The sequence below is a fragment of the Kitasatospora sp. NPDC028055 genome, from assembly GCF_040637885.1.
Classification (GTDB): domain Bacteria; phylum Actinomycetota; class Actinomycetes; order Streptomycetales; family Streptomycetaceae; genus Kitasatospora.
The window spans coordinates 1-22584 of sequence record NZ_JBEZXE010000019.1; the positions used below are offsets into that span (position 1 = coordinate 1).

A 22584-nucleotide genomic window follows, 5' to 3' on the forward strand; every position below is an offset into this window, starting at 1 on the left:
AGCGAACGGATAACAGATGATGAAAGTTGTCACCTGTCATCCGTTCGCTGTTATCTGTTAGGAGGAACGTTCCTCCTGGGCCGCCGACGGTTCGCGGAGCCGTCCGGCCCCGCCCGGCTCAGTGGATGATGCCGGTGCGCAGCGCGACCGCGACCATCCCGGCGCGGTCGCCGGTGCCGAGCTTGCGGGCGATCCGGGCCAGGTGGCTCTTCACGGTGAGCGCGGACAGGCCCATCGCGACGCCGATCGCCTTGTTCGACTGGCCCTCGGCGACCAGCCGCAGCACCTCGACCTCGCGGCCGGACAGCTCGCGGTAGGCGGTCTGCTGCGGGCCCGGCGCCCCGGGGGCACCCGGTGCGCCCGGGGCGCCGGCGGCGCCCGGCATGCCCGGCATCCCGGGGCGGCGCATCCGGCCGGCCAGCCCGGCGGCACCGAGCGGCAGGCCCGGGCGGCCGGGCATCGCGACGTTGGTGCGGGTGCCGGTGACCACGTAGCCCTTGACGCCGCCCGCGAGCGCGCTGCGGACCGCGCCGATGTCGTCGGCGGCGGACAGGGCCAGGCCGTTGGGCCAGCCGGCGGCGCGGGTCTCGGCGAGGATGGTCAGGCCGGAGCCGTCCGGCAGGTGGACGTCGGCGACGCAGATGTCGCGCGGGGTGGAGACCCGGGGGCGGGCCTCGGCGATCGAGGACACCTCGATCACGTCGCGGACGCCGAGCGCCCAGAGGTGGCGGGTGACGGTGTTTCGGACGCGGGGATCGGCGATGACCACCATGGCGGTGGGCTTGGTCGGGCGGTAGGCGACCACGTTTGCGGGGTGCTCAAGAAGGACCGACACCAGGCCTCCTGCGGGGAGTGGCGGACGGAACCCCGAGGGGGCGGTCGGAGTGTTCCGCGTTCGGAAAGGGTCACAGTCTGCTTCGGCAGCTACCGTGCCCGGCTTTAGCGAAAGATCACGATCTAGTGAGTAACAATACGGACAAATCGCGCATATGACTGATGCGACATGCCTGGAATTCGTACAAAATCGATCAGATCCGTGACAGATCGATCGACTTTGAACAGGTAATTGACGCAGAGCGGGGCCGAAGTCACACTCCGTCAGTCCTGGGGGTGGCGTCGGGGCAGGCGGTGCCCTCCGGCTCGGACGCCACCCTTCAGTGCGACCGGGGGCGTCGCCGGGCGGGCATCGGGACCACTCCACCGAGTGACGTGACCTCGGCCGGCGGCGGGGACGGGTTGGCCGGCGGCAGCCCGGCGCTGATGCAGAGCAGGTCGCCCCAGGCCGCCAGGTGCCGCTCGAACCGGCCGTCGGCCGGCGTCCAGGAGGCCCGGATCTCGATCTCGGTCGCGGCGGGGCGGTCCGCCAGGCCGCCGAAGTACTGCGAGGCGCAGCGGGTCACCGTGCCGGACGGCTCCGCGTACCCGGCGCCGTGCGCCTGCAGCGCGTCCAGCAGCCAGGCCCAGCCGACCTCGGAGAGCATCGGGTCGCCGGCCATCTCCGGCTCCAGCTCCGCCCGGGTCATCGTGACCACCCGGAACTCCCCGTTCCAGGCCTCCTGCCCGGCCGGGTCGTACAGCAGGACCAGCCGGCCGTCGGCCAGCTCCTCGTCGTCCACCTCCACGGTGGCGGTCAGCGCGAAGGCGTACGGGGCCAGCCGGCGCGGGGCCGGTGCGGGGGAGAGCTGGAGCTCCGGCCGCAGCCGCGCCCCGTCGAGGGCCTCCACGGCGGCCCGGAACTCGCTCGGCGCCCCCTCCCGACCCGTTCCGCCACCTGTTCCGCCACCCTGTGCGGGGTGCCCGCCGACCGCTGCCATGCCCCGAAGACTAGGTCGAAGACCCGGGTTATCGCCGCAACTTCCGTCCGAGCGGCGTGCCGGAACGGCAAACCGGCCAGATCTTGGAGGAACCGACGAGACCGCCCGGGAAGTGCGCCCCCGGGCGCATGCGAAGATTTGACCCGTGAGCGAGACTACGGCAGACCCGACGGCGGCCACCCTCGACGGCCGAAGCACCCCCGCGCGCCGCGGCGCCGCGCACGACTCCGCGTTCCTGCGCGCCTGCCGGCACGAGCCGGTGCCGCACACGCCGGTGTGGTTCATGCGCCAGGCGGGCCGCTCGCTGCCCGAGTACCTGAAGGTCCGCGAGGGCATCCCCATGCTGGAGTCCTGCATGCGGCCCGAGCTGGTCAAGGAGATCACCCTCCAGCCGGTGCGCCGGCACAAGGTGGACGCGGCGATCTTCTTCAGCGACATCGTGGTGCCGCTCAAGGCCGTCGGCGTCGACGTGGACATCAAGCCCGGCATCGGCCCGGTCATCGCCGACCCGATCCGCACCTTCGAGGACCTCAACCGGCTGCGCCCGTTGGAGCCCGACGACGTCCCCTACGTCACCGAGGCCGTCGGCCTGCTGGTCGACGAGCTCGGCGGGACCCCGCTGATCGGCTTCGCCGGTGCGCCGTACACGCTCGCCAGCTACCTGATCGAGGGCGGTCCCTCCAAGAACCACGAGAACACCAAGGCCATGATGTACGGGCAGCCCGAGCTCTGGGCCGCCCTGCTGGACCGCCTCGCCGACATCACCTCCGCCTTCCTCAAGGTGCAGATCGAGGCCGGCGCCTCCGCGGTCCAGCTGTTCGACTCCTGGGTCGGCGCGCTCGCCCCGGACGACTACCGCCGCTCGGTGATGCCCGCCAGCACCAAGGTCTTCGACGCCGTCGCCCACTACGGCGTGCCGCGGATCCACTTCGGCGTCGGCACCGGCGAGCTGCTCGGGCTGATGGGCCAGGCCGGCGCGGACATCGTCGGCGTCGACTGGCGGGTGCCGCTGAACGTCGCCGCCGAGCGGGTCGGCCCCGGCAAGGGCCTCCAGGGCAACCTCGACCCGGCGGTGCTGTACGCGCCCACCAAGGTCGTCGAGACCAAGGCCCGCGAGGTGCTGCACGCCGCCCAGGCGCTCGGCACCAGCGGCCACATCTTCAACCTCGGCCACGGCGTGATGCCGTCCATGGACCCGGACGCGCTCAGCCGCCTGGTCTCCTTCGTGCACGAGGCCAGCGCGCGCTGACGCGTCGGGCTGCGGCGGCGGGCCGGACCCGGGCCATCCGGTGGTGACCTCGATCCCCGCCCGCCGCAGCAGCGCCGCCGTCACCCCGTCCCCGCGCCGCAGCTCCCCGGTGAACGTCCCGTCGTACACCTGCCCGCAGCCGCACGACGGACTGCGCGCCATCAGCAGCGCCCGCCGCGCGCCTGCCACCTCGGCCGCCGCCGGCGCTGCCCGGGCACCGGACACGGACGACTTCGCCCGCCCGTCGTAGCGGCAGGGGATTCCGGCCAGGCACGCACTCACCACGATCGGTTCCATGGCGCACAGACCAAGCAGCGGCTCTCCGCGCCTCGGGACTCGCTATCTTGGGGGCATGAGTGAGCTGCCGGACTGGATGTACGCGCCCAGAGCCGAGGGCTGGTTCGCCGATGACCTCGACCACCTGCCGCAGGCGCCACGTCACACCGAACTGATCGACGGAGCACTGGTCTTCATGATGTCCCCCCAGCGGTGGTGGCACGGTGATGTCGTCACGGACCTCGTGTACGCCCTGCGGCCCCAGACGCCGGAGGGGTACCGGGTCGGGCGGGAGATGACGATCAAGCTCGACAAACGAAATCGCCCCGAGCCGGATGTGCTCGTCGTCAAGGCCGAATTCGATGCCGATCGCACCCAGTTCGTCCCTGATGAGGTGGCGCTCGTCGTCGAGGTCGTCTCGCCGGAGTCCGCGCACCGCGACCGTACGGTCAAGGTCCGCAAGTACGCAGAGGCCGGTATCCCGCACTACTGGATCGTCGAGGAGGAGGACGGCTTGCCCGTCGTCCACGTCTTCGAGCTGGAGCGGGTGACCTCCTCGTACGTCCCGGCCGGGATCTTCCGGAGCACGCTGGAGCGGCCGGTGCCGTTCCCGATCTCGATCGACCTGGACGGCTTGGTACCGGCGAAGCCCGAGCGTGCAGCGGATTGAGGCTCCGGCGTAAAGACCTGCGAGACTGCGAGCATGTCGGATGCACAGGTCGTCGTCGTCGGTGGTGGGATCGCGGGGCTGGCTGCGGCCGCCTTCCTGAGCGGGGCGGCCGGGGGGCCGGCGCGGGCGCGGGTGACGTTGCTCGAGGCGTCGGGGCGGGTCGGCGGGAAGCTGTGGGGCGGCGAGGTTGGCGGGGTCCGGGTGGACCTCGGGGCCGAGTCGGTGCTGGCGCGGCGGCCGGAGGCGGTCGAGCTGGCCCGGGCCGTCGGGCTGGGGGAACAGCTGGAGCCGCCGACCGGCGCGAAGGCGGCGATCTGGACCAGGGGCGCGCTGCGACCGCTGCCGGGCGGGCAGGTGATGGGCGTCCCGGGCGACCTGGAGGCGCTGGCCGCCTCCGGGGTGCTCAGCGCCGAGGGGCTGGAGCGGGCCCGGCACGAGCGGGCCGGCGAGGTCGGGGAGGACGTCGCGATCGGCCGCTACGTCGCCGACCGGCTGGGCCAGGAGGTGGTGGACCGGCTGGTGGAGCCGCTGCTGGGCGGCGTCTACGCCGGTCGCGCCGAGGAGATCTCGCTGCGCGCCGCCGTGCCGCAGCTGCTGCCGATCGCCCAGGGCGGCGGCTCGCTGGTCGAGGGGGTGCACGCGCTGGCGTCCCGGCCGCAGGTGGTCGGCACCCCGGTGTTCCAGGGCCTGCGCGGCGGCCTCGGCACCCTGCCGGAGGCGGTGGCCGCGGCCTGTGTGCGGGCGGGCGTGGACCTGCGTACCGACACCCCGGTGGAGGAGCTGCGCCGCACCCCCGAGGGCTGGCGGGTGGTGGCCGGCGGCGAGGTGCTGACCGCCGACGCCGTGGTGCTGGCCGTCCCGGCGCCGGCCGCGGCCCGGCTGCTGCGGGCGGACGCCCCGACGGCGGCCGCCGAGCTGGACACCGTCGAGTACGCGGGCATGGCCCTGGTGACGCTGGCGTTCCGCCGCGCCGACCTGCCCGGGCCGCCGGCCGGCAGCGGCTTCCTGGTGCCGCCGGTGGACGGCCGCCGGATCAAGGCCTCGACCTTCTCCTCCAACAAGTGGGGCTGGCTGGACCGTTCCGCCCCGGACGCCTTCCTGCTGCGCACCTCGCTGGGCCGCCACCGCGAGGACCAGGTGCTGGAGCTGCCGGACGAGGAGCTGGTGGCCCGCTCGCTGGCGGACCTGGAGGAGGCGGTCGGCCTGACCGCCCGGCCGTACGACACCTTCGTGTCGCGCTTCACGGCGGGCCTGCCGCAGTACCCGGTGGGCCACCCGGACCGGGTGGCCCGGGTGCGGGCGGCGGTGCGGGCGGTGGGCGGCCTGGCGCTGTGCGGCGCCGCGTACGACGGGGTGGGGATCCCGGCCTGCATCGCTTCGGCGGCCGCCGCGGTGGCGGCCGTCGGCGAGCACATCGACAGACCGTCGACCCCGGCGACCGGGGACGGTTCCACGGAGAGGACAATGGGCGCATGACTGAGAGCGTTGAGCGGGAGCCCGAGCAGCGGCCCGAGAAGAAGAAGGCACGCGACCTGAACCAGGTCATCCGCTACACCATGTGGTCGGTGTTCAAGCTCAAGGGCGCCCTGCCCGAGGACCGCACCGCCCTCGCCGCCGAGGTGGACGAGCTGTTCGCGCAGCTGGACGCCAAGGACGTGACGATCCGGGGCACCTACGACGTGTCCGGGCTGCGCGCGGACGCCGACCTGATGATCTGGTGGCACGCCGAGGACTCGGACGACCTCCAGGAGGCGTACAACCGCTTCCGCCGTACCGGCCTGGGCCGCCAGCTGGAGCCGGTCTGGTCCAACATGGCGCTGCACCGCCCGGCCGAGTTCAACAAGTCGCACATCCCGGCCTTCCTCGCCGACGAGCGCCCGCGCGACTACGTCTGCGTGTACCCCTTCGTCCGCTCCTACGAGTGGTACCTGCTGCCGGACGCCGAGCGGCGCGCGATGCTCGCCGAGCACGGCCAGATGGCCCGCGGCTACCCGGACGTGCGGGCCAACACGGTGGCCTCGTTCGCGCTCGGCGACTACGAGTGGCTGCTCGCCTTCGAGGCGGACGAGCTGCACCGGATCGTCGACCTGATGCGCGACCTGCGCCCCTCCCGGGCCCGGCTGCACGTCCGCGAGGAGGTGCCGTTCTTCACCGGCCGCCGCAAGCCGGTGAGCGAGCTGCTGAACGGCCTGGTCTGACCCGCGTTGCACCGGAGGCCGGCTCCCCCCGCTCGGGCGGGGAGCCGGCCTCCGGCGTTCGTGCGGTTCGGCCGCGGTTCAGCCGCGGTGCGGGCGCAGGGCGGCGCGCAGGCGGGCGTCGGGGAGCACGGCGGGGCCGTTCATCGCGACGGCGGTGAGCAGTTCGCGCTCCTCGTCGTCGGCGAGGCCGTGCTGGCGGGCCGGGCGGACCTCGCGCAGCACCTCCTGGCCGGTCGGGGAGGCCCAGCGGGTGTACGGGTAGACGTCGACCCGGGCCATCAGCAGGGTGCCCGCGGTGAGCACCAGCGGCAGCGCGAACCAGGCGAACGGGGCGAGGGTGTCACCGCCGGTGAAGCCGCTGAGCGAGACCGCGGCGGCCAGCAGCACCACCGTCAGCAGCATCGCGTGCCGGACCTGGCGCACCGCCACCACGGTGTTGCGCTGGACCAGGGCCGGGGTGGCCAGGCCGGCCAGCGCCAGCCGGGCGCCGATCTCCAGCACGGTGGGGTGCTCGCCCATCGCCCGGCGCAGCTCGTCGGTACGGCACTGGCCCTCGGGGCCGACGGTGGCGATCACCGCCCGTTCCAGCCGGCTGCGGCCCCTGGGGTCGACCACGGTGGTCCAGCCGGTGTGGGCGAGGTGCAGGCGGCCGCGGCCGGCCATCAGGACGAGGGCGAGTTCGACCACCCGGTCCGGGCCGCCGGCCAGGTAGGCCGTCTCGTACAGTCCGATGCCGACGGCCTCCGGCGGGCGCAGCCCGTCCTGGTCGGCGAGGGCATCGGCGGTGGCGGTCATCCGCACCAGCCGGAGGCAGGACAGCACCGCCGCGACACAGGCCGGTATCAGGAACAGCAACCACATGGGCTTGTTCTATGCCTGGCGCCCCGGCGCGGGGAACGGCTTCCCGGGGCGCGATACCGAACTGTGACGTCAGGAGCCGCCGCAGCTGCTCCCGCAGCTCGACCCGCAGCTGGAGGAGGAACCGCAGCTGGAGTGCGAGGAGCCGCAGCTGCTGGAGTGCGAGGAACCGCACGAGGAGTGGTGCGAGGAGCCGCAGGAGTGGTGGTGGGTGGAGCCGGAGCCGGCGGAGCCGCACGAGGCGGTGGCGGCGGCGCCGCAGGAGGAACCGCTCCACGAGGAGTCGCTCGACGAGGAGTTGCCGGCCGAGGACCCGCTCGACGAGGACGACGAGGAGAAGAAGGACGAGGACGCCTGGGCCTGTCGCAGCGCCTCGTCCTCGGCCGCCGCGGCCAGCATCGCGGCCTCCAGCTCCTGGTTGTCCAGCGCGGCCGCGGCCAGGCCGCCGAGGGCGACCGCGCCCAGCATCGCGCCGCCCGTCAGCCGGGGGGAGACGCCGGAGCCGGGCGTCCACGGGGTGCCGCCCCGCATCAGCGCGAGCTGGCGGTGCCCGGCCGGGGTGACCCGGCCGTCGGCCGGGCGGGTGGCGAGCAGGGTGACGGCGCCGAGGAACAGCAGCAGGCCCGGGTACCAGAGGTTGGGGCGGTCGTAGAGGGCGGCGCCGTCGTCCAGCAGCAGGGCGAGCCCGGCGAAGACCACGACGTCGAGCATCGCCAGCCAGAGCAGCCGCCGTGCCATGCGAGCCCGGTGCAGCCGTTCCGGACGGCGCATCAGGCCGCGGTCGGCGAGCCGGTCGCCGATCTCCTGGACGGCGGCGGAGCGCGTCACCGTGCGGCGCAGCGCACCGAGTTCCCGGCTGCCGGTCGGGCCGACCGCGTCGTGCACGGCCTGGTCGACCGCGTCGTACGGCCGGGCGCCGGTGAGGGTGACCAGTCCGGCGCGGTTGATCACGACCTGCTCGCCGAGGTGCATCCGGATCAGCGCGGTGTCGAAGACCCGGCCCGGGCCGCCGGCCAGGAAGGCGGTGTCCAGCAGCGGCAGGCCGCGGCCGGGCAGGCCCTGCGGGCGGGGCACGTGGGTGACCCGCTGCCGGGCCTGGGAGGCGTACAGCGCGGCCGCGACCAGCAGGAGGGCCGGGATCAGGAAGTAGCTGTTGTGCCACATGGGCGGTTCCCCCGAGTGAGACGTCGGATCAGTGGCCGCGCAGGGCCCGGCGCAGCCTGGCGAGTGGGCCGGGCGGCGGCTCGGGCGCCGGGTGGAGCCACTGCTCCAGGGCGCGGCGGTGGTCGGCGGCGGACGGGCCGCCGTCGGTGAGCACCCACGCGGCGAAGGCCCGGGCGTCGGCGTGGTAGCCGCCGGTCTGCGGGTGGGTGCGGGCGTAGGCGAGGAAGAGCGGCCCGTACTGCGCCCCGAGCAGGCGGGGCAGGTCGGGAGCGACCTTCGCGGTGGTGTCGCGCCGCTTGGCGGCGAGGCCGGTGGACTGGGCGCGGACCTGGTCCGGGTCGAAGCCGGGCGGGACGGGCCCGCCGGCCACCAGGGCGGCCAGCAGTTCCGTCTGGCGCCGGGCCAGGCGCTCCCGGGCGCTGCCGGTGGCGCACTCGGTGCGGTCACCGGTCGCGTCCTCGGCGCCTGCGGGCCGGGTCGGCTCGACGCGGTCCAGGTCGGGCGTCATCGGGTGCTCCCCTCCAGCACCCGACGGATGGCGTCCAGTTCACCGGCCAGTTCGGAGGGCGGCGGGAAGTCGGCGTCCCGTTCCAGCAGGACGCCGGGCGGTTCGACCCGCGCGCAGAGTTCGGCCAGGACCTCCAGCACCGGTTCGGTGACGGGGTGGGCGTGGGTGTCGTGCCACACGCCGTCGACCAGGGTGCCGCCGGCGACGTGCACGTAGGCGAGCGCCTCCAGCGGCAGGCGGTCGAGCTCGGCGGCCGGGTCGGTGCCGAGGTTGACCCGGTTGGTGTGCAGGTTGGCCACGTCGATCAGCAGTCGGACGCCGGTCCGCTCGACGAGTTCGGCGAGGAACTCGCCCTCGGTGAACTCGTCGTCGGGCCAGGCGAGTTGGGCGGCGATGTTCTCCAGGGCGAGCGGCACCGGGAGCTGGTCCTGGGCGATCCGGACGTTCTCGGCGATCACCCGCAGCGAGTCCCGGGTACGCGGGACGGGCAGCAGGTGGCCGGCCTCCAGGCCGTCGGCCCGGACGAAGGCCAGGTGCTCGGTGACCAGCGGGGAGCCGAGCGCGAGCGCCGTTCCGGCGAGCCTGTCGAGCCGGCCCCGGTCCGGCCGGTCGGCGCCGCCGAGGCCGAGGCCGACGCCGTGCGGGACGACGGTGACGCCGCGTTCGCGCAGGACGGTGAGCGAGGTGGGCAGGTGGTCGGCGCAGACGTTCTCGGCGACCACCTCGACCCAGTCCAGGCCGGGCTGGCGCTCGACCACGGTGTCGATCTCGCTGCGCCAGCCGAGGCCGACGCCGAGCCGGGGCGAGGCGGTGTCCGTAGCAGTGGTGTCCGTAGCGGCGGTGTCCACCGTGGCGGCGGCGGAGCCGGGCAGGTCCAGGGCAGGGGAGGTCATCGGTTCGCCCCCTTCGGAGGGCCGGGTGGGGAGGCCGTCGGACGGTGCGGGCGTCGTCGCCAGGACCGCGTGGCCGTGTTGCTGAGGATGTCCCCGGGCGGGGTGGCTGCCAAGCCTCACCCGGTCTTCTCAGAGCATTATTTGAGCTTGCCGTCCCGGCGATCGAGGACTCCGGCCCCCGCCCGGGGCGACTCCACAGGCGGGCGGCCCGTCGGCGGGAAATTCGGAGGCGGCCGAGGGCGGGCGCGGATAGCGTGCGAATCCATGACTGATACCGAACTGACGATCCGAGACTTCCGCCCCGCCGACGCCGAGGCGGTGGCGGCCGCCCACCGGGCCGGCCGCGAGCACCTGGTGATGAGCGCCGAGGCGCTGCTCTGGATGAACGCCCGGACCAATCCCGAGGAGCACTTCCGCACCTTCGTCGCCGAGTTGGACGGCCGGGTGGTCGGCGCGGTGCGCTGCGGACTGGTGCTCGGGACGACGACCACCGGCGTCGGCTACGCCAACGGCAGCGTGCTGCCGGAGTTCCGGCGGCGCGGCGCGGCCACCGCCTTGCTGGCCGCGGCCGAGCGGCACCTGACCGCCCACGGGGTGGCCGAACTGCACACCTGGCTGGACGACGAGCCCGCCGCCCTGGCCTTCGGCACCGCCCGGGGCTACCAGCTGGGGCGCGAAGCCCACTTCGGCGGGCGGGACCTGACCCTCCCGCTGCCGCCGGCGCCGGCGCGCCCGGCCGGCGTCGAGCTGCGCCCGGCCACCGACTGGGCGGACGATCCGCGCCCGCTGTTCCTGGTGGAGGCGGACGCGATCCGGGACGAGCCCGGCGAGGTGGTGATGGACGCCCTGGACTACGAGGAGTGGCTGCGGGGCGACTGGGCCCGGCCGGACCTCGACCTCGGGCTGACGGTGGTCGCCGTGGTGGACGGCGAGCCGGCGGCCCTCACCTTGGCGCAGACCGACGGGGTGGACCGCTACTGGTCCGGGTTCACCGCCTGCCGCCGGGAGTTCCGCGGCCGCGGGCTGGCCAAGCTGGCCAAGCTGGAGTCGCTGCGGCGCGCGGCCGCGGCGGGCCACCGCCGCGCGTACACCAGCAACGACGCCACCAACGCGCCGATGCTGGCGATCAACGCCTGGCTGGGGTACGAGCGCTGCGCGGGGGAGCGCAGGGGGATCAAGCGCCTGGGGTGACGGGGGGCGCGCGGGCCCGAGCCCCCGATTTGCCGCGAAGGGGGGTATTTCCGGCCACGGACGGGGACATGACCAGGGCGCACAGTTCGTGGTCGAGTCTTCCCCCGGGGGATCATATGGAGATCCTGCTCCAGGTGCTGATCGCATCGGTTCCGGCCGTGATCGGTTTCCTCGCGGCCCGTTCCCTCGCCCGCACCATGCTGTTCCTCCGCTACGGCTTCCTGCGGGCGCTGCTGGCGCCGTACGGGCGGGTGCAGATCGTCATCCCGAGCCTGGAGGTGGCGGAGTTCGCCTTCACCTCGGACGGCTGCCAACTGACCAGCCGCGGGCCGAAGAACGTGCTGTTCGTGCCGATGGCCGAGGCCAGGGCGATAGCGGAGCTGACCGACCTGCTGCGGAAGGTCAACCGCAAGGCGACGATCGAGCTGGTGGTGGCGGGGGCGCAGGACCCGCGGATGCCGACCTTCTCGATCGGCGGGCCGGGCGTCAACTCCTACTCCGGCGGCGTGCTGGACGCGGTGTTCCCGGACTTCGCGGTCGAGTACCCGGACGAGGCCCGCGCCCGCTGGGGCGGGATGACCTTCGAGGCGCTGTACAACCCGGCCGGGGAGCTGATCCGCGACCACGGCTTCATCTTCGTCACCCGTACGCCCCGGCACGCGCCCTGCGTCGTGCTCTGCGGGGTGTTCGCCTTCGGTTCGGCGATGGCGGTGGAGGCCCTGACCTCGGCGAACCGGAGTTCCCCGCTGGCGGCGCTGTTCCGCTCGGGGGAGAAAGGATTCGTCGCGGTGGAGGGGCGGGTGATCGGGCTGGACACGGTGGACGTCACGGTCGAGGTCTGCCGGGTGCTGCCCGCCCAGCGGTCCGACGTCCCGTCGGGGTTCCGGGGTGAGGTGTCCACGAGTCGTCCCGAGCCGTGAGACGATTGGTCTCGACCACGTGGTGCGAATCCGGACAGTGCGGGAGGGAACGGGGCACTAACTCCAGCTGGTCGTACAGCTTTTGCCCCATCCCTGACACAACATGGGCATAATCGCGCGCATGACGATCAACCGTGCGAACGTGAGCGCGATTGCCGAGGACCTGTACGTGTGGCTCCCCCCGAAGCGGGGCTGGGGCCTGGCCAACTGCGGCCTGCTGGCCTCCGAGACCACCGCGCTCTGGATCGACACCCCGTACGACCCCTCACTGGCCGGGGAGTTCCTGGCCGCCAGTCGGCGCCTGCTGCCGACCGGGGTCGAGATCGACCGGGTGGTCGTCACCCACGCCAACGGCGACCACCTGTGGGGCGCCGGAGTGCTCCCCGACGCCGAGGTGATAGCCACCCGCGAGGCGCTGGAGCACATCCACTGGGAGCCCACCCCCCAGCAGCAGCACGCCCTGCTCACCAACAGCGACCCGGACTCCCCGCTCGGCGGCTACCTCCGCGAGCACTTCGGGGGCTTCGACTGGTCCACCACCGAGCCGGTGCACCCGGACACCGTCTTCACCGGCGAGCTGGAGCTCAAGGTGGGCCGCTACCCGGTGCGGATCACCAGCCTGCCCGCCGCCCACACCGGCGGCGATCTGATGGTCCACCTGCCGCACCAGCGCGTCGTGTTCACCGGCGACGTGATCTTCTCCTCGACCCCCGAGCAGCCCGGCGACCACCCCTCGCACTGGGCCGGCCCGCTGGAGAACGTCATCGGCGCCTGCGAACAGGCCCTGGACACCGGCGCGGAGATCTTCGTCCCCGGCCACGGCCCGGTGCTCGACCGCGAGGGCGTCCAGGAGCACATCGGCTACCTGGCGTACGTCCGCGAGCGCGCCCACACCCTGCACGCCGCCGGGATACCCGCGCTGGACGCCGCCCGGCGGGTGATCGCCGAGCAGCGCCACCCCGAACTCGGCCTGCCCGAACGGCTGGTGCTCACCGTCGCGGCCGAGTACCGGCACCTGGACGGCTCCGAGCTGCCCGGCATCCTGGACGCCATGGGCCAGGTCGCCCTGGTGGCCCGCGAACTGGCCGAGGACTCGGCCCGGATCCCGCGTCCGCGCTCCGCCGGGAACTGACCGCGGGGAACTGACCGCCGGGGCACCGGCCGCCGGGTACCGACCGCCGGGACACCGGCCGCAACCCCGGCCGGACCCCGCGCGCGCCCGGCACCCGCACTCCCGCACCCGCACCAGCGCACCCGCGCGCACCCCGCTCCCGAGCTCCGCCCGGAACCGCACCCCGGGCGCAGGCCCGGGCCGAGCAGCAAGGACACCCGAGGACCCCGATGACGCAGATCGCGCTGATCGCGCTGATCGTCCTGGCGCTGGCCGCCACCGCGGCCGCGGTCGTGCTCGCCCGCGGCCGGGCCGCGGCCGTCCGCCGGGCGGTGGCCGCCGAGGCCGCGCTCGGCCAGAGCGCGCAGCAGGCCCGCGCCGCCGAGGCCAAACTCGCCCGCGCGGAACGCCAGCGGGACGAGGCCCAGGAGGCCGTACGGAACGCCGCCGAGCAGACCAGGCGGGCCGAGGAGCACACCCGGGCCGCCGACCAGCGGGGCGCCGCCGCCAACGCCCGGGCCAAGGAGGCGAACGCCGGCATCGGGGAGGCGAACGCCCGCGCCGCGGCCGCCGAGGCCCGGCTGGCCGCCGCGGACCGCGCCGCCGCCGCGCTGCTGGCCGAGATCGGCCACCTCGCCCAGGAACGGGTCGTCGCCACGGCCGTCCGGCTGACCCACACCAACGCCCCGGCGGTCGGCCCGCTGGACCCGCAGGCCGTCGGCCCCGAGGGCGTCCGGGCGCTGCAGTCCGTGCTGGACGCCACCACCGCGGCCCTCGCCGACGAGCGCGAGCGGGTCGACGCCGCCGCCCGGGCCGCCATGCGCGGCGCCACCTCCCGGATCCAGACCCTGCTCTACCAGATCCAGAGCCTGGTCCAGCAGCTCCAGCACGACAACGACGACCCCCGGCTGCTGGAGGTCGACTTCCGCAACGAGGTCGCGCTGCGCCGGATCCAGACCGTCGCCGTGCTCTGCGAGGCCTGGCCGGGCCTGGCCCGGACCGACTCCCCGCTCGCCGAGGTGGTCGTCGGCGCGCTCTCCCGGGTGCCCGGCTACGCCCGGATCAAGGTCGCCAACCACCTGCGCGAGCAGCGGCTGGCCGTGGTCGCCCGGGCCGCCGAGCCGATCGCCATCGCCATCGCCGAACTGCTCGCCAACGCCACCGCCTACTCCCACCCGGAGACCGACGTCCCGGTCACCGTCCAGCAGGGCGGCCGCGGCGCGCTGGTGATCGTCGACGACAGCGGCATCGGCATGGACGAGGACCAGCTGCGCCGGGCCCGCCGACTGCTGGCCGGCCCGGCGGACGTGCTGCTCACCGAGCTGGGCAACCCGCCCAAGACCGGCTTCGCGGTGGTCGGCAAGCTGGCCCGCCAGTACGGCTTCACCTGCCACATCGAGCCCTCGCCGTACGGCGGTATGCGGACCCTCCTGCGCATCCCGGCCGCGCTGGTGACCACGGTGGACGACGAGCAGCCGCTGTCCGTGCTCACCCCGCTGCCGCTGCGGGCCGGCGGCGGCCCGGCGCCGGCGCCCACCGTCGCGGCCGTCCCGCCGATGCGCGACGCCGACGAGCAGGGCCCGCCGGTGCTCGCCGACCGCCACAACCAGCCCGGGCCGCACCCGGCGCCGGCCATCCACGTGGTGCCCGACCCGGAGGCGGGGGCCACCCCCGACGGGGACGGCAGCGGCCTGCCCAGTCGGCGCCGCCGCCGCCCGCGCGGCGGCGAGGAACGGGGGTCGGCGCCCGGGGCACCGGCCGCCGGGGGAGCGTCCGCCGGGGCACCCGCCGCCGGGGCCGCGGGCGGCCCGGGGGAGCAGCCCGCACCGTACGTCCGCACCCCCGAGCGGGCCGCCGCCCACTGGCAGGCCCTGCAGCGCGGCACCGACTCCGGCCGGGCCGCGGCGGCCCAGGCCGCCCCGGGCACCCCCGGCAGCACGGCGACCGGCGACACCCCCAGCACCGACGGGACCGGCAGCACCGGCGACACCCGCAGTACCGGCGAGACCCGCAGCACCGGCGACACCACCGCCGGCCGCGACACCGGTGACCACACCACCGGACCGACCTTAGAAGGAGCCGAGCAGTGAGCAGCTCGCCCAGCCCGACCGCCACCGAAGAGATCTCCTGGGTGCTGAACCCGCTGCTGGAGCTCCCGGGGGTGCTGCACGCGGTGGTCGCCACCGGTGACGGCCTCGTCGAGGCCGCCTCCGACAGCCTCGGCCGGGCCTCCGCCGAGCGGGTCGCCGCGATGACCGCCACCGTGCACGCCGCGGCCCGCGCCTTCACCACCGCCTTCACCGACGTCGAGCGGCCCCGACTGGCCCAGACCGTGGTGGAGTCCGACCTCGGCTACGCCATCGTGGTCCCCGCCGGGGAGAACACCTCGCTCGCCGTGTTCACCGCCCCGGACGCCCAACTCGGCAACGTGGCCTACCAGATGCAGCTTCAGGTCGCCGCCCTCGGCCGGGCCCTGGCCAGCCCGTCCCGGCAGCAGGAGGCCGGCGCGCAGGGCACCCCGACCGGGTCATGAGCGCCGTCCCCCGCAGGCGGATGGTGCCCGCCTACCTGGCCACCGGCGGCCGCAGCCGCCCCGGCACCGACGGCTTCGAGCGGCTGACCGTCCTGTTCGCGGACCGCGCCGAACCGCCCGCCGACCTCGACCCGGAGCACCGCCGGCTCTGGGAACTGCTGCGCCCCGGCGCGCTGACCGTGATGGAGGCCGCCGCGCACCTGCGCCTGCCGGTCAGCGCCACCGTCTTCCTCGCGGCCGACCTGGTCGAGGCGGGCTGCCTGCGCGCCCGCGCGCCGATCCCGCGCGCCCAGCAGACCGACCGCTCCATCGTCGAGAGGCTCCTCGTTGGACTCCGTGCGCTCCGGTGACCCCGGTTCCGGCCCCGGCAAGGTCCCCGGCCCCGGCCCCGGCCCGGGCCACAGCCAGGTCCCCGGTTCCGACCACGGCCTCCCGGCCGGGCGGTCGAGCCGGGTGGGCTACCTGCCCGACCGGGACCAACTGCTGATGAAACTGGTGGTCGCCGGCCCGTTCGGGGTCGGCAAGACCACGCTCATCCGCACCCTCTCCGAGATCGCCACCCTGCACACCGAGGAGGCGATGACCGAGACCGGCCGGCCGGTGGACGACCTGGCGGGCCTGCCGGAGAAGACCACCACCACGGTCGCGGTGGACTTCGGCCGGCTCACCCTGCCCGGCAACACGGTGCTCTACCTGTTCGGCACCCCCGGCCAGCGCCGCTTCTTCCCGCTCTGGCAGGACATCGCCCGCGGCGCCCTGGGCGCGCTGGTGCTCGCCGACACCCGCCGGCTGGCCGACTCCTTCGAGATCATGGACATGGTCGAGGAGCAGGGCCTGCCGTACGCCGTCGCCGTCAACACCTTCCCGGACTCCCCGGAGCACCCGCCCGAGGTGCTGCGCGCCCACCTGGACCTGCACGCCGCGACCCCGCTGCTGCTGTGCGACGCGCGCGAGCGCGGCAGCAGCCTCGACGCGCTGATCGCCCTGGCCGAGCACGTCCTGGACACCCTGCCCGTCACCGTCACCGATCCCCAGGAACGCCCGTGACCGTCGAGACCCGACCGACCCCGATCTACGGCCCGGTCTTCGCCGCCGACCCCCAGCTGGCGTACGAGCGGCTGCGCCGCCACGGCGCCGTCGCCCCGGTCGAGATCGCCCCCGGTGTCGAGGCCCTGCTGGTCACCGACTACCAGGCCGCGCTGGACCTGCTGCGCGACACCGACACCTTCTCCAAGGACTCCCGCGCCTGGCAGGCGACCCTCCCGCCGGACTCCCCGTTGCTGCCGGTGCTCGGCTACCGCCCCACCGCGCTGTTCAGCGACGGCGCGACGCACGCCCGCTACCGCGCGGTGATCACCGACGGCCTGGCCCTGCTCGAACCGCACCGGCTGCAGCGCCAGATCGCCGAGGTCGCCCACCGGCTGATCGACCGCTTCGCCGCGGTCGGCAGCGCCGACCTGATCGCCGAGTACGCCCGCCAGCTGCCCGCCTTCGTGCTGACCACCGGCTTCGGCGTGCCGGAGGAGGAGCACACCGAGGTGGTGGCCGCGATCACCGGGCTGATCGAGTCGGGCGCCCGGGCCGGCGCCGCGTACGGCAAGCTCGTCGCGGTGGTCACCGCGATGGTCGCCGAGCGCCGCGAGCGCCCCCGGCACGACCTGGCCTCCTGGTTCGTCACCCACCCGGTCGGACTGGACGACGACGAGGTGATCCGGCAGATCACCCTGACCATGATCGCCGGGCACGAGCCGACCACCAACCTGATCGGCAACGCCCTGCTGCGCCTGCTCACCGACGCCCGCTACGCCGGCTCGCTGTTCGGCGGCGCGATGACCGCCCACCAGGCGATCGACGAGGTGCTGTGGCACGAGCCGCCGCTGGCCAACCTCTCGGCCCACTACCCGCGGTACGACATCACCTTCCACGGCCGCGAGATCGCGGCCGGCTCGCTGGTGCTGGTCTCGTACGCGGCCGCCAACTCCCAGGCGGCGCCGGCCACCGACGGCGGCGAGCTGCGCAGCGGCGAGAGCGCCCACCTGGCCTGGGCGGCCGGCCCGCACGCCTGCCCGGCCCGGGACCCGGCCCTGCTGATCGCGATCACCGCCATCGAGCAGCTCACCAGCCGGCTCAGTGACCTCGAACTGGCCACCCCGGCAGGGGAGTTGCTCTGGCGCCCGGGCCCGTTCCACCGCGCCCTGGTACACCTGCCGGTCCGCTTCGCGCCGGTCGCCGGCTAGCCGGGGTCGGACAGCACCGAGGGCCCGGCCGCCGCAGCGGTCCGGGCCCTCGGTGGCGGCGGTCAGCCCTCCTCGGCCGGCCGCAGCGTCAGCGAGACGCTGTTGATGCAGTAGCGCTGGTCCGTCGGCGTGCCGTAGCCCTCGCCCTCGAAGACGTGCCCCAGGTGCCCGCCGCAGCGGGCGCAGCGCACCTCGACCCGGCGCATGCCGAGCGAGGTGTCCTCGATGTACTCGACCCGGTCCCCGGCCAGCGGCGCGTAGTACGAGGGCCAGCCGCAGTGGCTGTCGAACTTGGTCTCGGAGCTGAACAGCTCCGCCCCGCAGGCCCGGCAGGCGTACACGCCGACCGTCTTGGTGTCGGTGTACTCGCCGACGAAGGGCCGCTCGGTGCCCGCCTCGCGGAGCACGTGGTACTCCTCGGGGCTGAGCTGGGCGCGCCACTCGGCCTCGGTCTTCTCGATCTCGTAGCTCATCACGACTCCCGCTCGGCGTACGTCAGACGTTGGAAGCAACGTTCGCGAGGTGCCGGAGAATTTCGGGCCCCAGGTTGGTGACGTCGCCCGCGCCCATGGTGAGCAGCAGGTCGCCCGGGCGGGCCAGGCCGGCCAGCAGGGCGGGGGCGGCGGCGAAGTCGTGCTCGGGGGTGACGTCGGCGCCGGCCCGGCGGGCGGCGTCGAGGATCAGCTCGCTGGTGACCCCGGGGATCGGGTCCTCGCGGGCCGGGTAGATGTCCAGCACCACCGAGGCGTCGGCCAGCGCCAGGGCCTGGCCCATCTCCTCGGCGAGCTGCTGGGTGCGGCTGAACAGGTGCGGCTGGAAGACCACCAGGACGCGGCCCCCGCCCTCCAGGCCCTCCCGGATCGCCTCCAGGTCGGCGGTCATCTCGGTGGGGTGGTGGGCGTAGGAGTCGATCACCTGGACGCCGGCCGCCTCGCCCTTGAGCTGGAGCCGGCGGCGCACGCCGGTGTAGGCGCCGAGCGCCTTGGCCAGGTCGGCGGCCGGGACGCCCAGGGCGACGCCGGCGGCCAGCGCGGCCACCGCGTTGTGGGCGTAGTGCCGGCCGGGCACCGACACGGTGAAGGTCAGCTCCTCGCCGTCCAGCAGGACGGTGACCTCGCTGGTCATGCCGTGGGCGACCACCGAGAGGACGCGCAGGTCGGCGTCCTCGGCGGCACCGACGGTGACCACGTTGAGGCCCTCGCGGGCGGCCACCCGGGAGGTCAGTTCGCGGGCGCCGTCGTGGTCGGCGGAGACGACCAGGGTGCCGCCGGGGGTGATCCGGCCGACGAAGGTCTCGAAGGACTCGTAGATCTCGTCGATCGAGGCGTAGTTGGCGTGGTGGTCCAGCTCCACGTTGAGCACGATCGCCACCTCGGGCGCGTACTTGTGGAAGCTGCGGTCGCTCTCGTCGGCCTCGGCGACGAAGATCTCGCCGGTGCCGTGCTGGGCGTTGGAGCCGGGCGCGTCCAGGTCGCCGCCGATCGCGTAGGACGGCTCCAGGCCCAGCTCGCCGAGGGCGACGGCGAGCATGCTGGTGGTGGTGGTCTTGCCGTGGGTGCCGGCCACCGCCAGCGCCCGGCGGCCGCCCATCAGCGCGGCCAGCGCGTCGGAGCGGTGCACCACCGGGATGCCGCGCTCGCGGGCGGTGACCAGCTCGGGGTTGTCGGCGCGGATCGCGCTGGAGACCACGATGCTGCTGGCGCCGTCCGGCACGTGCTCGGCGGCGTGGCCGACGTGCACGGTGGCGCCGAGGGCGCGCAGCGCGAGGACGGTCTCGGACTCCTTGGAGTCACTGCCGGAGACGCTGGCACCGCGCACCGCGAGGATCTTCGCCAGGCCGGACATCCCGGCGCCGCCGATGCCGATGAAGTGCGGGGCGTGCAGGTCGTGCGCGGCGTCGTTCAAGGCGTGGCTCCGTACGGGCGGGATCTGGTGGGCAGGCGGACGGGATGCGAATCGTCCTCGCGGGCGGACCGCAAGGACGATTCTGCACCACCGGCGGGCGGAGTCAGGAGTCGCTGGCGAAGAGCCTGAGCACCGGCACCCCCACCTTGTGGCGGGCCTGGGAGGCCCAGTCGCGGTGGAAGAGCTCCTCGACGAAGTGCGGCGAGGTGAGCACCACCACCTCGTCCGCCCGGTGTTCCCCGACCGCCGCGCGCAGCCGGTCCAGCGGCTTCTCCTCCACCAGTTCGCCGATCGCCTCCGCCCCGGCCGCGCGCAGGTGGCGCAGGCTGTGCTCCAGCGATTCGCCGGCCACCGTGGGGGCGTTCTCGGACTCGTCGTGCTCGTGCACCACCTTGTCGAGGTGGCCGAGGGCGACGTCGTCGAGCGCCCGCAGCAGTTCGTCCTGCTTGCCGCGCGGCTGCATCAGGACGACGAAGGACACCTTCTCGTCGCTGTGGAGCGTGGTGACGAGCTCCACGTCCGCGTCCGAGAGCGCCTTTTCGATCATCAGTACCGTCTTGAACACGTGAGTCCCTTCCAGTGGCCGGCCCCCGGGCCCCGGCATCGCATAACGGGATCACGATCGGGGGGTCACGGGGTCATCCGAACCCAGGTGACGCAGGTAGCGAGTGAAGAGGAATCCTTTCTGCTCGATCAATGAGACCAGCCGCATCCGCTGCACGTCCGGCATTTCCGCATCGCGGACGATGCGCGGCGCGTCGCCGCCGGTGACCAGCGGGGCCAACGACAGGCACAGCTCGTCCAGCAGGCCCGCCGCCGCCAGCTGCCCCAGCAACCGCGGGCCGCCCTCGGTCAGCAGCCGCGTCCAGCCCCGCTCCACCAGGGCCGCCACGCCCGCCCGCAGGTCCACCGAGCCGCGCCCGGCGAGCACCAGGTCGGCCACCTCGGCGACCGCCCGGCGGCGCTCCTGCGGGGCGTCCTCGACGGTGATCACCACCGTCCTGACCAGCGGTTCCGTGAACAGCGGCGCGGCCAGGTCGAGGTCCAGCGAGCGGCTCACGATCGCGATCGCCGGGGCCGGGGACTGCCCCGCCGCGGCCCGCGCGGCCGCGAACTCCGCCCGGGCCCGGGCCGGCCGGTAGCCCTCCGCCCGGACCGTCTCGGCGCCCACCAGCACCACGTCGGACAGGGCCCGCAGCACGCCGAAGATCCGCTTGTCGGCGTCCCCGGACAGGCCCTCGGACAGGCCGTCGAGCCGCGCACCGCCGTCCAGCCCCGCCACCATGTTGGCCCGCAGCCACGGGCGCCCCCGATTCACCTGGTCGGGGTACGCGTAGACGGCGGCGAGCGATTCCAGGTCGGACGGATCGGCGACCCGAGCGCCCAGCGGGCTGATCAACTGTTGCATGTCCCCAGTCTTCCACCGCGGTGCCGGCCGGGGCCGGGTGCTGTGGGGAGCGGCCGGGAGCGGCCGGCGCGGGCCGGCCGGAACGGGCCGGGAGCGGGTTCGGAGGGCGCGGGCACCAGGCGTACCCTCTACTAACGTGCCCGCAGCCTCCCACCCCGCCCCCGCGACCGAGTCGATAGCCGCCGAGAGCCCGGCCGGCGCCCCGATCGCACTCACCGAACGCCGCCCCGTCGTGCCCGCCGAGCGGCTGGTCGCCGAGATGGTCCCGCCGCCCCGGTTCGCCGCGGTGAGCTTCGGGACGTACCTCCCGGACCCGAGCCAGCCCAGCCAGTACGAGGCCGTCCAGGTCCTGGAGCAGTTCGCGGGCACCCTCGGGGGAGGAAACGGTTCCGCGCCCAAGCGCAGCTGGTTCCGCCGCTCCGCCCCCGCGCCCACCGGCCCGGCCGGGGTCTACCTCGACGGCGGCTACGGCGTCGGCAAGACCCACCTGCTCGCCTCGCTCTGGCACGCCGCCCCCGGCCCCAAGGCCTTCGGCACCTTCGTCGAGCTGACCAACCTGGTCGGCGCGCTCGGCTTCCAGCAGGCCGTCCGGACCCTCTCCGGGCACACCCTGCTGTGCATCGACGAGTTCGAACTGGACGACCCGGGCGACACCGTGCTGGTCTCCACCCTGCTCGGCCGGCTGGTCGAGAACGGCGTCAAGCTGTGCGCCACCTCGAACACCCTGCCGGAGAAGCTCGGCGAGGGCCGCTTCGCCGCCGCCGACTTCCTGCGCGAGATCCAGGGCCTGTCCGCCCACTTCCGCCCGATGCGGATCGACGGCCAGGACTACCGCCACCGCGGCCTGCCCGACGCCCCGCCGCCGTACCCCGACGACACCGTCGAGGCCGTCGCCGCCCGCACCCCCGGCGCCTCGCTGGACGACTTCGACGCCCTGCTCGCCCACCTCTCCGCCGTCCACCCCAGCCGCTACGGCGCGCTGCTGGACGACGTCAGCGCGGTCTGCCTGCGGGGCGTGCGCCAGGTCGACGACCAGTCCACCGCGCTGCGCCTGGTCGTCCTCGCCGACCGGATGTACGACCGCGAGCTGCCCATCACCGCCTCCGGCCTGCCCTTCGACCAGGTCTTCCCGGAGGACATGCTGCGCGGCGGCTACCGCAAGAAGTACCTGCGCGCCATCTCCCGCCTCGTCGCCCTCGCCCGCGACAGCGCCAAGTCCTGAGCCGTGACCTCCCGCTTGCTCGGCAGTTGTACCCACTGCCGAGCAAGGGGGAGAGGCATGACCGGCGACGGGTCCCGGGCGAGCTACGAGATCGAGATCCGGGAGGAGCAGCGATGAGCAGCGGCTACCACACCCGCTGGGTCGTACCGCCGGAGCACCGCGAGAGTGAGGAGTACCGGGCGGCCGGGCGGCGGATGGCGCTGGCCGAGGCCGTGTACGCGCGCCGCTCCGCGCTCGGGTGGACGCTCGCCGAGCTCGCCGAGCGGGTGGGGCTGGACGAGGAGACGGTCGAGAGCATCGAGGAGAGCGGCGTCGACCCGACCCTGCCGCTGATCGAGCGGCTGGCCGCCGCCTTCGACTCCGTCGTCCGCATCGATCCGGCCCACGAGCCCGCGATGACCTTCGAGGCGCACGCGGCCTGAGGGAA

General features: G+C 74.4%; 22 protein-coding genes and 2 pseudogenes. 14 read left to right on the top strand and 10 right to left on the bottom strand.

The annotated features are described in order from the left end of the window. Window positions 1–118: 118 nt before the first annotated feature. Both AB0F71_RS20170 and AB0F71_RS20175 read right to left on the bottom strand, forming a co-directional pair. Window positions 119–835: a response regulator transcription factor gene (locus tag AB0F71_RS20170; protein ID WP_350511717.1), complete on the bottom strand. Its 717-nt coding sequence runs from the start codon at window positions 833–835 to the stop codon at window positions 119–121. A 319-nt stretch (window positions 836–1154) separates the two neighbouring features. Next, a complete protein-coding gene (locus AB0F71_RS20175; protein WP_360236022.1) occupies window positions 1155–1814 on the bottom strand; it encodes a DUF3000 domain-containing protein in 660 nt (219 codons plus the stop codon). A gap of 235 nt (window positions 1815–2049) precedes the next feature. Between AB0F71_RS20175 and hemE the strand changes: the two genes are divergently transcribed. Further along, window positions 2050–3063: a uroporphyrinogen decarboxylase gene (gene hemE / locus AB0F71_RS20180; protein ID WP_360236394.1), complete on the top strand. Its 1014-nt coding sequence runs from the start codon at window positions 2050–2052 to the stop codon at window positions 3061–3063. Window positions 3064–3165: 102 nt separating this feature from the next. Here the strand turns inward: hemE and AB0F71_RS20185 are convergent. After that, window positions 3166–3360, bottom strand: a pseudogene (locus AB0F71_RS20185) (DUF523 domain-containing protein); the annotation flags it as partial. A 55-nt stretch (window positions 3361–3415) separates the two neighbouring features. Here AB0F71_RS20185 and AB0F71_RS20190 point away from each other — a divergent pair. The 3 genes from AB0F71_RS20190 to hemQ are packed head-to-tail and all read left to right on the top strand — an operon-like array spanning window position 3416 to window position 6207. Next, window positions 3416–4009 carry a Uma2 family endonuclease gene (locus tag AB0F71_RS20190; protein WP_360236025.1) on the top strand — a complete coding sequence of 198 codons (594 nt, stop codon included), beginning with the start codon at window positions 3416–3418 and terminating at the stop codon, window positions 4007–4009. Between the two features lie 33 nt (window positions 4010–4042). Continuing rightward, window positions 4043–5485, top strand: coding sequence for a protoporphyrinogen oxidase (hemG, locus tag AB0F71_RS20195; RefSeq protein ID WP_360236028.1), 1443 nt, complete (start codon window positions 4043–4045; stop codon window positions 5483–5485). Further along, entirely contained in the window at window positions 5482–6207 is a 726-nt protein-coding gene (gene hemQ / locus AB0F71_RS20200) for a hydrogen peroxide-dependent heme synthase (RefSeq protein ID WP_350509318.1), read from the top strand. The genes hemG and hemQ overlap by 4 nt, the downstream gene beginning before the upstream one ends. A gap of 78 nt (window positions 6208–6285) precedes the next feature. Here the strand turns inward: hemQ and AB0F71_RS20205 are convergent, their stop codons facing one another. The 3 genes and pseudogenes from AB0F71_RS20205 to AB0F71_RS20215 all read right to left on the bottom strand — a co-directional run bounded on the left by AB0F71_RS20205 (window position 6286) and on the right by AB0F71_RS20215 (window position 9585). After that, complete coding sequence (locus AB0F71_RS20205) at window positions 6286–7068, bottom strand: TIGR04222 domain-containing membrane protein (protein WP_360236031.1); 783 nt, start codon at window positions 7066–7068, stop codon at window positions 6286–6288. Window positions 7069–7137: 69 nt separating this feature from the next. Next, a complete protein-coding gene (locus AB0F71_RS20210; protein ID WP_360236034.1) occupies window positions 7138–8229 on the bottom strand; it encodes a TIGR04222 domain-containing membrane protein in 1092 nt (363 codons plus the stop codon). 28 nt (window positions 8230–8257) lie between these two features. Next, window positions 8258–9585, bottom strand: a pseudogene (locus AB0F71_RS20215) (DUF692 domain-containing protein). A gap of 309 nt (window positions 9586–9894) precedes the next feature. On the opposite strand from AB0F71_RS20215, the gene AB0F71_RS20220 reads away from it, so the two are divergent. The 8 genes from AB0F71_RS20220 to AB0F71_RS20255 all read left to right on the top strand — a co-directional run bounded on the left by AB0F71_RS20220 (window position 9895) and on the right by AB0F71_RS20255 (window position 17622). After that, the gene (locus tag AB0F71_RS20220; protein ID WP_360236037.1) at window positions 9895–10821 is read left to right on the top strand and encodes a GNAT family N-acetyltransferase; all 927 of its coding nucleotides are present in this window, start codon (window positions 9895–9897) and stop codon (window positions 10819–10821) included. A 116-nt stretch (window positions 10822–10937) separates the two neighbouring features. After that, window positions 10938–11741 carry a hypothetical protein gene (locus tag AB0F71_RS20225; protein WP_360236040.1) on the top strand — a complete coding sequence of 268 codons (804 nt, stop codon included), beginning with the start codon at window positions 10938–10940 and terminating at the stop codon, window positions 11739–11741. Between the two features lie 121 nt (window positions 11742–11862). Continuing rightward, entirely contained in the window at window positions 11863–12873 is a 1011-nt protein-coding gene (locus AB0F71_RS20230; RefSeq protein ID WP_360236043.1) for an MBL fold metallo-hydrolase, read from the top strand. A 209-nt stretch (window positions 12874–13082) separates the two neighbouring features. Continuing rightward, window positions 13083–14942 carry an ATP-binding protein gene (locus AB0F71_RS20235; RefSeq protein WP_360236046.1) on the top strand — a complete coding sequence of 620 codons (1860 nt, stop codon included), beginning with the start codon at window positions 13083–13085 and terminating at the stop codon, window positions 14940–14942. Beyond that, window positions 14939–15385: a roadblock/LC7 domain-containing protein gene (locus AB0F71_RS20240; protein WP_360236049.1), complete on the top strand. Its 447-nt coding sequence runs from the start codon at window positions 14939–14941 to the stop codon at window positions 15383–15385. The genes AB0F71_RS20235 and AB0F71_RS20240 overlap by 4 nt, the downstream gene beginning before the upstream one ends. Beyond that, a complete protein-coding gene (locus AB0F71_RS20245; protein WP_360236052.1) occupies window positions 15382–15735 on the top strand; it encodes a DUF742 domain-containing protein in 354 nt (117 codons plus the stop codon). The genes AB0F71_RS20240 and AB0F71_RS20245 overlap by 4 nt, the downstream gene beginning before the upstream one ends. Before the next feature lie 136 nt (window positions 15736–15871). Next, a complete protein-coding gene (locus AB0F71_RS20250) occupies window positions 15872–16432 on the top strand; it encodes an ATP/GTP-binding protein (RefSeq protein ID WP_360236397.1) in 561 nt (186 codons plus the stop codon). Then, window positions 16429–17622 carry a cytochrome P450 gene (locus tag AB0F71_RS20255; RefSeq protein ID WP_360236055.1) on the top strand — a complete coding sequence of 398 codons (1194 nt, stop codon included), beginning with the start codon at window positions 16429–16431 and terminating at the stop codon, window positions 17620–17622. Before AB0F71_RS20250 ends, AB0F71_RS20255 begins: the two co-directional genes overlap by 4 nt. Window positions 17623–17684: 62 nt before the next feature. Here the strand turns inward: AB0F71_RS20255 and msrB are convergent, their stop codons facing one another. The 4 genes from msrB to AB0F71_RS20275 form a co-directional block, all read right to left on the bottom strand. Next, on the bottom strand, window positions 17685–18095 hold the full coding sequence (gene msrB, locus AB0F71_RS20260) for a peptide-methionine (R)-S-oxide reductase MsrB (protein WP_360236058.1): 411 nt from the start codon (window positions 18093–18095) through the stop codon (window positions 17685–17687). 22 nt (window positions 18096–18117) lie between these two features. Further along, window positions 18118–19506 carry a UDP-N-acetylmuramate--L-alanine ligase gene (murC, locus tag AB0F71_RS20265; RefSeq protein WP_360236400.1) on the bottom strand — a complete coding sequence of 463 codons (1389 nt, stop codon included), beginning with the start codon at window positions 19504–19506 and terminating at the stop codon, window positions 18118–18120. Between the two features lie 124 nt (window positions 19507–19630). Further along, window positions 19631–20092, bottom strand: a complete 462-nt coding sequence (locus AB0F71_RS20270) for an indole-3-glycerol phosphate synthase (protein ID WP_360236061.1) — start codon at window positions 20090–20092, stop codon at window positions 19631–19633. Between the two features lie 51 nt (window positions 20093–20143). Then, complete coding sequence (locus AB0F71_RS20275; protein ID WP_360236064.1) at window positions 20144–20935, bottom strand: pyrimidine reductase family protein; 792 nt, start codon at window positions 20933–20935, stop codon at window positions 20144–20146. Between the two features lie 175 nt (window positions 20936–21110). Between AB0F71_RS20275 and zapE the strand changes: the two genes are divergently transcribed. Together zapE and AB0F71_RS20285 are read left to right on the top strand one after the other, a co-directional pair. Then, entirely contained in the window at window positions 21111–22157 is a 1047-nt protein-coding gene (gene zapE / locus AB0F71_RS20280; protein WP_360236403.1) for a cell division protein ZapE, read from the top strand. 113 nt (window positions 22158–22270) lie between these two features. Next, window positions 22271–22579: a helix-turn-helix transcriptional regulator gene (locus AB0F71_RS20285; protein WP_360236067.1), complete on the top strand. Its 309-nt coding sequence runs from the start codon at window positions 22271–22273 to the stop codon at window positions 22577–22579. Window positions 22580–22584: the final 5 nt, after the last annotated feature.